General features: G+C 55.3%; 12 protein-coding genes. 9 read left to right on the forward strand and 3 right to left on the reverse strand.

Features of this window, described 5'->3' with window-relative positions:
- Together BUB78_RS12640 and BUB78_RS12645 are read right to left on the reverse strand one after the other, a co-directional pair.
- Positions 1 to 329 (reverse strand): ATP-grasp domain-containing protein (locus tag BUB78_RS12640; protein ID WP_342742324.1); only part of this gene is annotated, 329 nt, incomplete at its 3' end.
- Between the two features lie 72 nt (positions 330 to 401).
- Positions 402 to 911, reverse strand: a complete 510-nt coding sequence (locus BUB78_RS12645) for a hydrolase (RefSeq protein ID WP_245813474.1) — start codon at positions 909 to 911, stop codon at positions 402 to 404.
- A gap of 498 nt (positions 912 to 1,409) precedes the next feature.
- Between BUB78_RS12645 and BUB78_RS12650 the strand changes: the two genes are divergently transcribed.
- The 9 genes from BUB78_RS12650 (at position 1,410) to BUB78_RS12690 (ending at position 12,153) form a co-directional block, all read left to right on the forward strand.
- Positions 1,410 to 2,114 carry a GntR family transcriptional regulator gene (locus BUB78_RS12650; RefSeq protein ID WP_073198459.1) on the forward strand — a complete coding sequence of 235 codons (705 nt, stop codon included), beginning with the start codon at positions 1,410 to 1,412 and terminating at the stop codon, positions 2,112 to 2,114.
- A 34-nt stretch (positions 2,115 to 2,148) separates the two neighbouring features.
- The gene (gene oxc, locus BUB78_RS12655) at positions 2,149 to 3,918 is read left to right on the forward strand and encodes an oxalyl-CoA decarboxylase (RefSeq protein WP_073198460.1); all 1,770 of its coding nucleotides are present in this window, start codon (positions 2,149 to 2,151) and stop codon (positions 3,916 to 3,918) included.
- Positions 3,919 to 3,963: 45 nt separating this feature from the next.
- A complete protein-coding gene (frc, locus tag BUB78_RS12660) occupies positions 3,964 to 5,226 on the forward strand; it encodes a formyl-CoA transferase (RefSeq protein WP_073198461.1) in 1,263 nt (420 codons plus the stop codon).
- Positions 5,227 to 5,294: 68 nt separating this feature from the next.
- On the forward strand, positions 5,295 to 6,212 hold the full coding sequence (locus BUB78_RS12665; RefSeq protein ID WP_245813478.1) for a methionyl-tRNA formyltransferase: 918 nt from the start codon (positions 5,295 to 5,297) through the stop codon (positions 6,210 to 6,212).
- A gap of 40 nt (positions 6,213 to 6,252) precedes the next feature.
- Complete coding sequence (locus BUB78_RS12670) at positions 6,253 to 7,920, forward strand: formate--tetrahydrofolate ligase (RefSeq protein ID WP_073198463.1); 1,668 nt, start codon at positions 6,253 to 6,255, stop codon at positions 7,918 to 7,920.
- A 2-nt stretch (positions 7,921 to 7,922) separates the two neighbouring features.
- Positions 7,923 to 8,786, forward strand: a complete 864-nt coding sequence (locus BUB78_RS12675; RefSeq protein ID WP_073198464.1) for a universal stress protein — start codon at positions 7,923 to 7,925, stop codon at positions 8,784 to 8,786.
- A 147-nt stretch (positions 8,787 to 8,933) separates the two neighbouring features.
- A complete protein-coding gene (locus BUB78_RS12680; protein ID WP_073198465.1) occupies positions 8,934 to 9,917 on the forward strand; it encodes a Bug family tripartite tricarboxylate transporter substrate binding protein in 984 nt (327 codons plus the stop codon).
- Between the two features lie 153 nt (positions 9,918 to 10,070).
- Entirely contained in the window at positions 10,071 to 10,598 is a 528-nt protein-coding gene (locus BUB78_RS12685; protein WP_084732863.1) for a tripartite tricarboxylate transporter TctB family protein, read from the forward strand.
- Between the two features lie 43 nt (positions 10,599 to 10,641).
- Positions 10,642 to 12,153, forward strand: coding sequence for a tripartite tricarboxylate transporter permease (locus tag BUB78_RS12690; RefSeq protein ID WP_073198467.1), 1,512 nt, complete (start codon positions 10,642 to 10,644; stop codon positions 12,151 to 12,153).
- Between the two features lie 51 nt (positions 12,154 to 12,204).
- On the opposite strand, the gene BUB78_RS12695 is transcribed toward BUB78_RS12690, so the two are convergent.
- A complete protein-coding gene (locus BUB78_RS12695; protein WP_073198468.1) occupies positions 12,205 to 13,611 on the reverse strand; it encodes a helix-turn-helix domain-containing protein in 1,407 nt (468 codons plus the stop codon).
- Positions 13,612 to 13,722 lie beyond the last annotated feature (111 nt).

The raw sequence follows: 13,722 nt of genomic DNA on the forward strand, positions 1-13,722 counted from the left end.
TCTTCGATATAAATCCGGTTGACCTGCTTGCCGGCAGGGCCGGTCTGCTTGGTCACAAGGGTGCGGCCGAGCATGCGCTTGGCTTCCTCGGCGGCCTCTTCAACGGATTTGGTGATCCGCACGCCGCCTTTGCCGCTGGTCCCGGCCTCTTTGAATTTGCCTTTTCCGCGCCCCCCTGCGTGGATCTGAGCCTTGACCACCCAGACAGGGCCATCCAGAGCGCTGGCCGCCGTTTTGGCGTCTTCTGCCTTTGCAACAACACGCCCGTCGCCGACTGGCGCCCCATATTGGCGTAGCAAGGCCTTCGCCTGATACTCATGTATGTTCATCTTTATCCTCCCTGAAAGTTTGCAATGTGGCATCCGAGTCTGGATTTCTTGGATGCTGAAAGTTTTTTTCTGTTACTTGATGAGCGGGAGCAGCTTTTTGAAGGCTGGCGTTCCGGCTTTGCCAAGCCATTCAAAGACAACCATCTCGGTTGTAACGATAGCTGCCCCACTGGCGCCGAGCCTTGCGATACAGGCCTTCTCGCTGTCGAGGGTTCGCGACGCCGTCGCGTCCGATACCACAAACACATCATAATTCCGTTCGATCATGCTGGCGGCTGTCTGGACCACACAGATATGCGCCTCCATTCCGGCCAGAACGACCTGCTTGCGGCCAAGTCTGGCAAGCGTTTCGGCAAAGGTTTCATCCTCCATGCATGAAAAGTGCATCTTTTCGAGGGTAATCGTATCCGGCCTTCCGGTGAGTTCGGGCACGGTGTGTCCGAGGCCGGCGGGATATTGTTCAGTCATGATCACAGGTATGCCAAGCTCATGTGCGCTGGAAAGGAGAGTGCGTGTATTGCGAATTGTTCGCGCCGGTGCCTGCATGGCGGGAACGAGACGCTCCTGCATGTCAATGATCACAAGCACAGATTCCTCAGCTCGAATGAGCATAACTACAGGCTCCTCTCTTGTGATATTATATACTTTTCATTTTGTGGTATACCAAATACCATATGAATTATCCATCATCAAGATGGTTGTTTTTAGCGGTGAGGAACCTCGCGAATCGCGGTAACGCGTTAACGCTGGCGGACAATAGTTCAAATGCTGCATTGCAGAGGAAATCTGCCGTGCTCAAAGAAGCACAGCGCGCCAAAAACGCGCCTGAAACCTAATTAAATGTAACTATAACAGTGATATATATAGAATTCGATGATTGTGATCCAATTTCGCATGATGGGCCGCTATGGGCGTAAAGTTCTAGTATTTTCAGCAGTGTTACCGTAGCTTTCCTTGCCCCTTTATGCAGGTGCGGCGAAAGTTTTAATTAATGGGAATTGCCTGAAAAATTTCTCTGGTCTATGGTATACCACAAGTCAGTAGGGTTTGCGCCGATCCCCGGTCAGACTGGAGAGAACCATGAAGCTTCGACCGATTGTGACGAATCTCACGCTGAAGGGCCACGTGTACGAAAGGTTGCGGGAAGCAATCACTGCGGTGGATATCTACAGTCCCGATGCTGATCTCAGATTGGATGAGCGATCGCTGGCAGATCAACTCAAGGTCTCCAGAACGCCGCTGCGCGATGCAATCGCGCGGCTTGAGGCCGAAGGTCTGGTCGCCGTGGTTCCACGTAAGGGCGTGTTTCTTCTGCGCAAAAGCCTGGATGAAATTCTGGAGATGATCGTGGCCTGGGCGGCGCTGGAGAGCATGGCTGCGCGGATGGCAACAGTGCATGCCTCGGATGCCGAGATCGCATCGCTTCGCAAGATCGCCTCCAAGCACAATGATAAGTTATCTCTGACCCGAATCTCGGAATACTCGGACGACAACATTCAGTTTCACCTGCGCATTCTTGAGGTCTCGCACTGCTTGCTTCTCAAATCCATGGCCGAGGGGCTCTTCCTGCACATGCGTGCGGTGCGGTTGCGGGCGATGGGCGAAGCCGACCGGATCAATCGCTCGGTCGTTGATCACGCTGAAATCATCGAGGCCCTGGAAGCGCGCGACGCGGATGAGGCTGCGTTGAAGGTAAGAGAGCACACCATGCGTTTGCATGAACACGTTCGGAAAACCTGGACGAGGCTTGAACTCGCTCAGAAATTAAATGCGGAAACGGCGTGACGTAATATGCGCGCACCGGAATTGGAGGAAAGAAATGCCTGCAGACAGCGTTTTATCGGGATCAGCTGATCAAGAGTCGGTCGCTATCGAGACTTTGACCGATGGGTTCCACCTTTTGATTGATGCACTAAAGTTGAATGAAATCAACACGATTTATAACGTTCCGGGTATCCCAATCACCGATCTTGGTCGCTACGCGCAGGGTGAGGGAATTCGTGTTCTTTCCTTCCGCCATGAGCAGCACGCAGGCTATGCCGCAGGGGCTGCCGGTTTTCTGACCAAGAAGCCCGGGGTCTGCATGACGGTATCGGCTCCCGGATTTTTGAACGGCTTGACGGCATTGGCCAATGCCACAACCAATTGCTGGCCGATGATCCTGATTTCGGGGTCATCCGAGCGTGAGGTCGTTGACCTGATGCAGGGTGACTACGAAGAGATGGACCAGCTGGCCATCGCCAAGCCGCTTTGCAAGGCGGCGTACCGTATCCTGCACGCGGAAGACATCGGGATCGGTGTCGCACGAGCGATCCGTGCTGCGGTCACGGGGCGGCCAGGCGGTGTTTATCTTGATATCCCGGGCTCTTTGCTCGGACAGACGATGGATGCCATCGAAGGCCAGAAATCTCTGGTGAAAGTCATTGATCCGGCCCCGTCACAATTGCCCGCACCCGATGCGGTGGCTCGTGCGATTGATGTGCTCAAGGGGGCCAAAAAACCTCTGATTATCCTCGGCAAGGGCGCGGCCTATGCGCAGGCGGATGATGTGGTGCGCGAGCTGGTCGAGAAATCCGGCATTCCTTACCTGCCGATGTCGATGGCTAAGGGCCTGTTGCCTGACAACCATCCGCAATCCTCTTCGGCAGCACGTTCTTTGGTATTGAAGGAATCCGACGTGGTTCTGATGGTCGGCGCCCGCCTGAACTGGTTGCTGAGTCACGGGAAAGGCAAGCAATGGGGCGAGCCGCATTCCAAGAAGTTTATACAGATCGACATCGAACCCAAGGAAATGGACAGCAACGTAGAAATCGCGGCCCCATTGGTCGGCGATATCCAGTCCTGCGCTCAGGCGTTGATCGACGCGATGGGGTCTGACTGGAAAAAGCCACCAACCGACTGGACAGGTGCGGTGCGAGCAAAAGTTGAAGGCAACATCGAAAAGATGGCATCGCGCCTTCAGGGCAATGCCACCCCGATGAACTATCATTCGGCTCTTGGTGTGGTGAAAAAGGTTTTTGAGGACCGGCCTGATACCATTCTGGTCAATGAAGGCGCAAACACACTCGATTTTGCCCGCTCAATCGTAGACATGAGCAAGCCGCGCAAGCGGCTGGATGTGGGGACCTGGGGTGTGATGGGGATCGGCATGGGGTCTGCCATTGCCGCGGCTGTCGAAACGGGCTGCCCGGTCGTGGCCGTTGAGGGCGACAGCGCCTTTGGGTTCTGCGGGATGGAGGTTGAAACCATCTGTCGCTACAACCTTCCGATTTGCGTCGTGATCTTCAATAACAACGGCATTTACCGTGGCGACGACGAAAACCGCTCCGGCGGCGACGATCCGGCAACGACAGTTTTCGTCAAGGATTCTCGCTATGAGAAGATGATGGAGGCCTTTGGCGGTGTGGGCGTCTACGCGACCTCGCCTGATGATCTCAAACGCGCGATCTTCGAGGCCATCGATAGCCGCAAGCCAACGCTGATCAACGCAATTATTGACGAGGCGGCAGGTAAGGAAAGCGGCAATATCGGCAGCCTCAATCCGCAATCCGTCGTGGCCCAAGCGCGAGAAGCAGCCGCGAAAAAGTAAACAAACTTCGTTTAAAATATCCACCCAAGTAAGCAGGGAATAAAAATGAAAGCTCTGAAAGGCGTCAAGATTCTTGATTTCACGCATGTGCAATCTGGACCGACATGTACACAACTTCTGGCCTGGTTCGGGGCCGATGTGATCAAAGTCGAGCGTCCCGGTGTCGGTGACGCCACCCGCAAACAGCTGGTCGATGTGCCTGGGGCGGACTCTCTCTATTTTACGATGCTCAATCACAACAAGCGGTCGATTGAGCTGAACTCGAAAAACGAGACCGGCAAGGAAGTGCTGACGCGGCTTGTGAAAGAATGCGACGTGTTGGTCGAGAACTTTGCCCCCGGCGCGCTGGATCGCATGGGCTTTTCCTGGGAGCGTATTCAGGAGATCAACCCGCGTATTATCATGGCATCGGTCAAAGGGTTTGGTCCGGGCAAATATGAAGACTGCAAAGTCTATGAAAACGTCGCCCAATGTGCTGGTGGGTCGGCGTCGACAACCGGCTTTCTGGATGGTCCACCGGTCGTGACGGGTGCCCAGATCGGCGATAGTGGTACCGGTCTGCACCTTGCACTGGGGATCGTGACGGCCTTGTTCCAGCGTGAAAAATCGGGGCGTGGTCAAAAGGTTCTGGCGCCGATGCAGGATGGGGTTATCAACCTCTGCCGCGTGAAGCTGCGCGATCAGCAGCGTCTCGAAAAGGGCCCGCTTAAGGAATATTCGCAATATGGTGCCGGGATTCCGTTTGGCGATGCGACACCCCGCGCGGGAAACGATTCAGGTGGCGGACAACCGGGCCGTATCCTGAAATGCAAGGGCTGGGAAACCGATCCGAATGCCTACACCTACTTCATCACTCAGGCCGCTGTTTGGGAGAAGGTCTGTGATGTTATCGGTGAACCCGACTGGAAGACCAAGGAAGGTTATGCCACGCCGCCCGAGCGGCTGAGCAAACTGGACGAGATTTTTGCGCGGGTCGAAGCCTGGACGATGACCAAAACCAAATACGAGGTCATGGATATCTGCAACCCGCTCGACATTCCTGTTGGTCCGATCCTGTCGACCAAGGAAATCATGGAAGACCAGGGCTTGCGCGCGACCGGGACAATCGTCGATGTCGATCACCCCGAGCGTGGTCAGTACACAACAGTCGGCTGCCCGATCAAACTTTCAGACAGCCCGGTTGATGTGACCCGCTCGCCGCTTTTGGGAGAACATACAACCGAGATCCTTCAGCAAGTGCTTGGATACGAGGGAGAAGATCTGGCCCGTGTGATAGCTTCGGGGGCAGTTGGTCAGGTCACTAAATAGGTCGCGGCAAATGAAGAGGTTGACCGTGTAGCCGTGAAAAAATGGCTCCACGTCAATGGGAGGACAGAATGAGACTGATAGTAATGGGACAGCAGGCCTTTGGTAAGGACGTGCTTGCCAAGCTTCTGGAGGCCGGAACCGACGAGGTTGTCGCGGTTTATTGCGAGCCCGACAAAGACGGCAAGCCGGTCGATCCGATCAAGGAATTCGCGGTCGAAAAAGGCCTGCCGGTCCATCAGCCTGCGAATTTTGACGATCAGGCGGCGCTTGATACATTGGCCAGCCATAACGCCGACCTGATGATCATGGCGTTTGTAAATGTGTTTGTCCCCGAAGCCGCACGTGACACGCCGAGCCATGGGTCAATCTGTTTCCATCCCTCGCTTTTGCCGCTGCATCGTGGTCCTTCGGCGGTGAACTGGCCGATCATCATGGGGGCGACCAAGTCGGGGTATTCCTGGTTCTATCCATCGGATGGATTGGATGAAGGTGACAGCCTTTTGCAGTGGGAATGCCCTATTGATCCCGACGACACGGTCATTCAGCTCTACTTCAACAAGATTTATCCGCATGCCGTCGATAGTGTGTTGACGGTATGTGACCTCTTTCGCAGCGGCAAACCTCCGCGGATCGTACCAGACGAAAGCCAGGCCACATATGAACGCCGGTGCAACAAAAATCATGCACGGGTGAATTGGCATGCTCCTGTCAGGCAGGTCTATAATCTGATCCGCGGCACCAACCCGGCCCCGGGTGCATGGACCACGTTCAACGGCGCCGAGCTTGGTATATTCGACAGCGCGCTTGTGCCCGGCGACGGGATTTCGGGCCGCGTTCGCGAGATCAGCGAAGACGGCATCTCCATTCAATGTGTCGGCGGGCGCATACTTGTAAAACGGGTCCGCCCGGCGGGTGGCGCAAAACAGCCTGCCTCTGAGTGGGCCGCCTCGGTCGGGCTCAAACCCGGCGACACGTTTGGCACTTAACCAGCACAAAAATAATTCCCGAGAAGTATAGGAAAGCACAATGTCAGACATCGAAATAGCACGCGCAGCCAACAAGAAACCGATCCAGGAGATCGGGGCCAAGCTCGACATTCCAAATGAGCATTTGCTGCCTTTCGGCCACGACAAGGCCAAGGTCTCGGAGGAGTTCATTCGCTCGCTTTCGGGCAAGAAGAATGGGCACCTGGTTCTGGTAACGGCGATCAATCCGACGCCTGCTGGTGAAGGCAAGACAACCACGACCGTGGGTCTGGGTGACGGGCTTAACGCCATCGGCAAAAAGGCAGCGATCTGCATTCGCGAAGCATCACTGGGTCCGTGTTTCGGCATGAAGGGTGGCGCAGCCGGCGGCGGATATGCTCAGGTCGTTCCCATGGAGGAAATGAACCTTCACTTTACGGGCGATTTCCACGCGATCACCAGCGCGCACAACCTTCTGGCGGCGATGCTGGACAACCACATCTATTGGGGTAACGAGCTGGATATCGACATCCGCCGTGTTGTCTATCGTCGCGTCTTAGACATGAACGACCGGGCGTTGCGCCAAGTTGTCTGTAGCTTGGGCGGTGTTGCCAATGGCTTCCCGCGTGAAGCAGGGTTTGACATCACCGTAGCCTCAGAGGTCATGGCGATCCTGTGTCTGGCCACTGATCTGGCCGATCTGGAAAAACGGCTGGGCGATATCATCGTGGCCTATCGCCGCGACCGCACGCCTGTTTACGCCCGTGATATCAAGGCCGACGGTGCCATGACCGTTCTGTTGCAGCAAGCGATGCAGCCGAACCTGGTGCAGACATTGGAAAATAACCCGGCCTTCGTGCATGGCGGGCCTTTCGCCAATATCGCGCATGGCTGTAACTCTGTTGTCGCAACCACTACTGCCCTGAAACTGGCCGATTATGTCGTGACAGAAGCCGGATTTGGCGCCGATCTGGGCGCCGAGAAGTTCATGAACATCAAGTGCCGCAAGGCGGGCCTGAAGCCCGAGGCGGTTGTCATCGTGGCCACCGTGCGGGCGATGAAGATGAACGGCGGCGTCGACAAGAAGGACCTGGGCGAGGAAAACGTCAGCGCCGTGGAAAAAGGCTGCCCGAATCTCGGTCGTCATATCGAGAACCTCAGGAAATTTGGCGTCCCGTCAGTTGTGGCGATCAACCACTTTGTTACCGACACCGACGCCGAGGTTCAGGCGGTGAAGGACTTTGTTGCCAGCATGGGGTCAGAGGCCATTTTGTGCAAGCATTGGGCCGATGGATCGAAGGGCTCTGCGGAATTGGCCAAGAAAGTGGTTCAGATCGTTGAAGGCGGTACGGCGGACTATAAACCGCTTTACCCCGACGATATGCCGCTGTTTGAAAAGATGGAAACCATCGCCAAAGAGATCTATCGCGCCGACGAGGTGTTGGCGGATGCAAAGATCCGCAACCAGCTGAAGGAGTGGGAAAATCAGGGGTACGGGCATCTGCCGGTTTGCATGGCCAAGACGCAGTATTCCTTTACGACTGATCCCACCCGGCGCGGCGCGCCCACCGGGCACAGCCTGCCGATCCGCGAGGTTCGTCTTTCTGCCGGTGCCGGATTTGTCGTTGCCGTCTGCGGCGAGATCATGACCATGCCGGGCTTGCCGCGTGTACCTTCAGCCGAGTCCATCTGCATCAACGAAGATGGCCTGATAGACGGGTTGTTTTGATCATGAGCGGCAGCACACTTCATACCATTATGGTGCCGGTTCGGGGCGACGGTAAAGGCCCGGTGCTATTTGCTCACGCCGCAACGCTGGCCAGGCGCTTCGGCGCCCATGTCAAGGTTGTTCACTGCCATCCAAAGGCCGAAGACATGATGCCGTTTGGCGTTGTCATTCCATCCTTCCTGCGGAAGCAAATCGAGGAGGCAACCAAGAAGAATGCCGACACGACCGAGGACATTGTCTATGAGAAATATACTGCTGACGCCGCCAAACATGGCATCAGCGAACAAGACCCGGAACTGAACAAGCCGACGACCAAGTTCTACGAATACGAGGGTAAACAGGCCGATGCCGTGCGCCACTATGGCCGGTTGTCCGATCTGATTTGTGTGGCCAAGCCAAGCAAAGAGGAAGATCTTGGATTTAATACGTTGAAATCTGCCCTGTTTTCATCGGGGCGTCCGGTTTTGGTCTGTCCCAACACCGATGATGTTGCGCCGGATCTGGGGCGCCATGTTGCCATTGCCTGGAATGGATCGCTCGAAGCATCCCGCGCAGTTAGGATGGCAATGCCGTTAATTGAAACCGCCAAGGCGGTGACAATCCTGACTGGCGGCAAATCCGATCACGCAGCAACGGCCGACGATTTAAAGGATTATCTCGCTCAGCGCGGCGTCACGTCCAAAATCGAAGAATTCTCAGGCCAGGGAAATGTTGGGCGCCTGCTCCTTAAGAAATGTAGCGAAATTGGTGCCGACCTTATGGTGATGGGGGCATACAACGACAGCTACGAGCGCGAGTCACTGCTGGGCGGAAACTCGGCGACGATTGTTGCCGAGGCGGCGATCCCGGTGGTGATGGTCCACTGATTTTACGTAAGAACAACGATAGAACAACAAGGAGGATACTCTCGACCCAAAAACCAGGAGGAGCAAACCAAACCGAAGGTGGCGCTTTCTCAAGAAACGAAATGGCCGTGTAACGGCTGGCAATCGGTACTTCTAGGGAGGAAGAACATGAAAATTTTGAAAACTTTGACAACCAGCATCGCGGCACTGGCCCTTACGGCCCCTGCAGCCTTTGCTGAATGGCAACCACGCAAGCCTGTTGAGCTCATCATCATGGCCGGGACGGGGGGTGGTGCGGATCAGATCGCACGGCTGCTTCAGGGTCTCATTCAAAAGAACAACATGAGCCCGCGTCCGTTTATCCCAATCAACAAGCCGGGTGGTTCGGGCGCTGAAGCCCTGTCCTATATCAAGGGCAAAGAGGGTGACAACCACACGCTGCTGGTCGCACTGAACAGCTTCTACACCACGCCGATCATTCAGGAAGAACTGGATATTGACGTCACCACATTCGCGCCGATCGGCCGTATGGCGATGGATACGTTCCTGTTGTGGGTCAACAGCGAGCGCGAGGACATCACAGATCTCGACAGCTATGTTGCGGCCGTCAACGAAAGTGGCGGCACATGGAAGGTCGGCGGTACGGGGTCTGGCCAGGAAGATTCGATCCTGACTGCGATGATGGAAAAGGAATTGGGTTACAACGTAATCTACATTCCGTTCCCGGGTGGCGGCACCGTGGCCAAAAACTTGGTTGGCAATCAGATTGACTCGACCGTCAACAACCCGTCTGAGCAGATGGAGTTCTGGCGTGCTGGCAATACCAAGCCTCTGGTTCAGTTCAATGGAACGCGTTCAGCGCCCTTTGAGGACGTCCCGACCGCCAAGGAACTGGGCGTTGATATCGAGTACTACATGCAGCGCTCGATCAGCGGTCCGGCCGGAATGGATCCGGAAGCGGTCGCCTGGTACCAGGACCTGTTCGAGGAGCTGTTCAACTCGCAAGAGTGGCAGGATTATTGCAAGTCGGACGGTCTGACATGCGACGAATGGATCTCGGGTGACGCGCTGTCTGCGTTCCACGATGCACAGCTCAAGCGGCACGTCGAACTGATCGAAGCCGTTGGTGCCGACAGCATCACGTCCAAGTAATTGACATCACCTACCCCGAGCACGAGCGATCCTGCTCGGGGTAACACTGTAGTCTAACCAGTCAGCCAGATCGCTTGCACTCGCTGCGGGGCATGCGGCGATTGAGCCTGGCAATCACCAAACCAAACGCTGTCTGGATGTGGAGGATACTTAATGTCTGTTCGTATGGCTGAATTGATGATGGGAGTGTGCACGCTGCTGATCTCTCTTGGTCTGATGTGGAGCGTGACCAGTAACGATCTCACTGTTGGCTGGATCGAAGGACGAGGCCCGGGCGCGGGCATGTGGCCGTTCTGGCTGTCTGTGGGCATGGCCCTTGCTTCTATCTGGACCTTGGTTCGTTGGATGAGAGGCATCACCGCAGAATCCCGCAACAACGACCCCTACATCGACCCAGAAACCGTCTTCATCGTTGGAATCACGGTCGCCGCAATTTTCTTTCTACTGGTTTTGACCAGCGTAATCGGCCTCTACTTTTCGATGATGCTGTTCTTGTTGTTTTACATAAAGTTCATTGGAAAGCACAAATGGCCCGTCACGATGACCGTTGTGATCGCCATGCCTGTCGCGATCTACATGCTCTTCGAAGTGGCGCTCAATAAATATCTGCCACGTGGGTGGCCGTTTTTTGAGAACATCTTTCTTCATATCGACGATTTTCGTTATGCGATCTTCTCGTGAGGCCATCCCTAAAACCGTCAGAGACACAATAGGATAAATCTCCATGGACTCCATACTTAGCTTGCTTGCCGCAGGGCTTCTACAGTCCTTCGAGCCGCTCAACCTTGCCATGATTTTCCTCGGCTGTTTTGCCGGCCTGTTCATCGGCGCAATGCCAGGGCTTGGGTCTGTCAACGGCGTGGCAATCCTTCTTCCTGTCACCTTTCTGGTGCCCCCGACGGCTGCCATTATCTTTCTCGCCGCGCTTTATTATGGGGCGATGTACGGGGGGGCTGTCAGTTCGATCACGCTCGGAATCCCTGGTGCATCAACCGCCGTTGCGACGGTGTTTGACGGACGCCCGATGGCGCAGTCCGGCAGGGCCGATCAGGCGTTGATGGCCGCCGCCATAGCGTCTTTCATTGGGGGGACGATTTCGGTGATCCTGTTCACCGGCTTTGCCCCGCCACTGGCCGCCTTCGCGCTAAAATTCGGGCCGCAGGAAGAATTTGCCCTTATGTTACTTGCTTTTGCCACCTTCATCGGACTTGGCGGTGACGACATACCAAAAACCATCTTTTCGATCCTGATCGGCCTGGTGATGGCAGCCGTCGGCTTTGACATCATCTCTGGTCAGCCGCGCCTGATCTTTTTCGATATGGTCGAATTCCAGCGTGGCATTCCGTTTCTGGTGCTTGCCATCGGTATTTATGGCATCGGTGAGATGATCTGGACGCTGGAGCATACCAAAGGTGCCATCCAGATGCACAAGGTCGATTTCGGCTGGAAGAAGATCAAGGAGAATCTGGGACGCATTAAATCATATTTGCCGGTTTCGGTCATGGGTTCGATGCTTGGGTTCTTCGTTGGTACGCTTCCGGCGGCCGGCGCAACGCCAGCCTCTCTGATGTCCTATGGGCTTGCTAAAAGCTTTTCCAAGGATGGTGATAGTTTTGGCAAGGGCAACGTGGCCGGTGTGGCCGCGCCTGAGGCTGCCAACAACGCTGCATCCACCGGGTCCATGCTGCCGATGCTGACGCTTGGCATTCCCGGCTCGCCGACCACGGCAATCCTGCTGGGTGGCATGATTATCTGGGGCCTGCGTCCGGGACCGCTGTTGTTTGCTGAAAGCCCGGATTTTGTCTGGGGTCTGATTGGCTCGATGTATGTGGCGAACTTTGTCACGGTTCTTCTGAATATCGCGCTGATCCCGGTGTTCATCCGCGTACTGGCTATGCCTTTCAGCATCCTCGCACCAATCATCTTCATCCTTTGCGTTGTTGGCGTCTTTGCAACGACCGACAGAATGTTCGACACTTGGTTAATGCTGCTTCTCGGGTGTATCGGTTACCTGATGCGCAAGTTGAATTACCCGGTTGCGCCCGCGGTTTTAGCCATCGTGCTTGGCCCGCTGACGGAACGGGCGATGCGCCAGTCGCTGATCGGCAGTCAGGGTGATCCGATGACCTTCCTTGAGCGCCCGATCTCTCTGACCTGTATCCTGATCGCGGTTGCTCTGGTGTCTTATCCGCTGGTGTCCAACATGATGAGGAAACGCAAGGCTGCATCTGCGTAAGGTCAGGCACACCGCTAAATGATCTTGGAAAGGGGCCTTGACGGGCCCCTTTCAGCTTTCGTAGCGGGTGTTTCCGCGTCGGTTTTCGTCCATGGACAACTGAGTGAAAAGCGGTTGATGCGCGCGCTGAGAACAGGCCTGTCGCGGGCAGATATGACAGTTGATCCCGATCGGCGCATAAAGCTTTGGATCTTCGAAGTTGTAACTTGATGCATAGCGAAGCCGCCCGGCGTAACGTGTCTCGCAGCCAAGCGCCAATGTCAGCCTTCTGTCCTGGGTCTCTTCGCTGAACACGGGACGGTGCACGGTTCGGCTCAGCGTGAAATAGCGTTCTCCATCCGGTGTTTCGACGAATTGGGGCATCACAACACCTGGTGTGTAAAAGGCCGTATGGATATTCCAGACCGGGCACGATCCACCATACTCGGCGAGGTGAAACGATGTCGAATTAAAGCGCTTGGTCACGTTGCCGGCTTTGTCGATGCGCAGAAAAAAGAACGGTACGCCACGCGACCCTTCGCGCTGCATCGTGGTCAGGCGCTGGCATACCTGCTCGAATGACGCCCCAAAAGTGGCCGCGACGCGGTCAATGTCATAACCACAGGCCTCTGTTTCGGTCAGGAACGTTTCATAGTGCATCATGAAGGCGGCAGCGAAATAATTCGCCAGTTCGACCCGCAATCGTGCCAGGGCCTGAGAGGTACGGATGCCACTGCGTTCGACAAGTGTCGCGATGATTCCAGGGTATTCGACAGTGCATAAAACATGGGCGAGTTGAAAGACGCGGTTCGAGTGGCTCAGCGCCTGCGACAGATGAATGACACGTTTGTTTTCATCGAAGTACCGCAAGGCATTGCCAAGTTTGTCGATTTTGCAGACTTCGACCGAAATACCGTGCTTTTGAAACAGCCTGTTGCGCAGGAATGTAAAGTTTTCTTCGGGCGGCGCGTATTCACCGTTCCAGGCGCTTTCAGCGGCTTTTTCGAGTTCCGGAAAGTGGTTTTTGTGATCGCGAAAAAAGTCGTGAATAACCGATTCCGGTGATGCGTTCAGCAGCTCGTCTTCGGAGCTGTTCCCACCCAGTTTCATGATTTTTTCCAATGCCACACGATGGGCCGCGTGGAGTTGCAAAAAGTGGTCCACCAGCCGCGGCGCATGATCAATTGCGCCGCGTATTTCCTGAATGTCCGGTTTTTCGCCAATGAAAATCGGGTCTTGAACGGCATTGCGCAGATCCGCCGCCTTGCGCGCGGTTTCGTCCTTGGTCAATTCGCGCCAATCCACCGCATAGGCATCGGCGAGCGACATAAGCAGTTTTACAGACAGACTTCTCTGGTTGTTTTCAAGCAGGTTTATGTAGGATGGGCTGACCCCCAACGTCCGTGCCATCTCTGCCTGGGTTTGTTTGCGTTCACGCCGGAGTTGACGCAATCGCGGGCCGATCAGGGTTTTGGTCAAGGCGTGATCCTCACAGCATTACAAAAAGTAGGGATGTAAATTTAACAATATACACAAAGACGTTGTTTTTGTAGCGGCGCTTTCATTCTGTTGGTATCGTTTTCATGAATT

The sequence above is a fragment of the Roseovarius marisflavi genome (genome assembly GCF_900142625.1).
Lineage (GTDB): Bacteria > Pseudomonadota > Alphaproteobacteria > Rhodobacterales > Rhodobacteraceae > Roseovarius > Roseovarius marisflavi.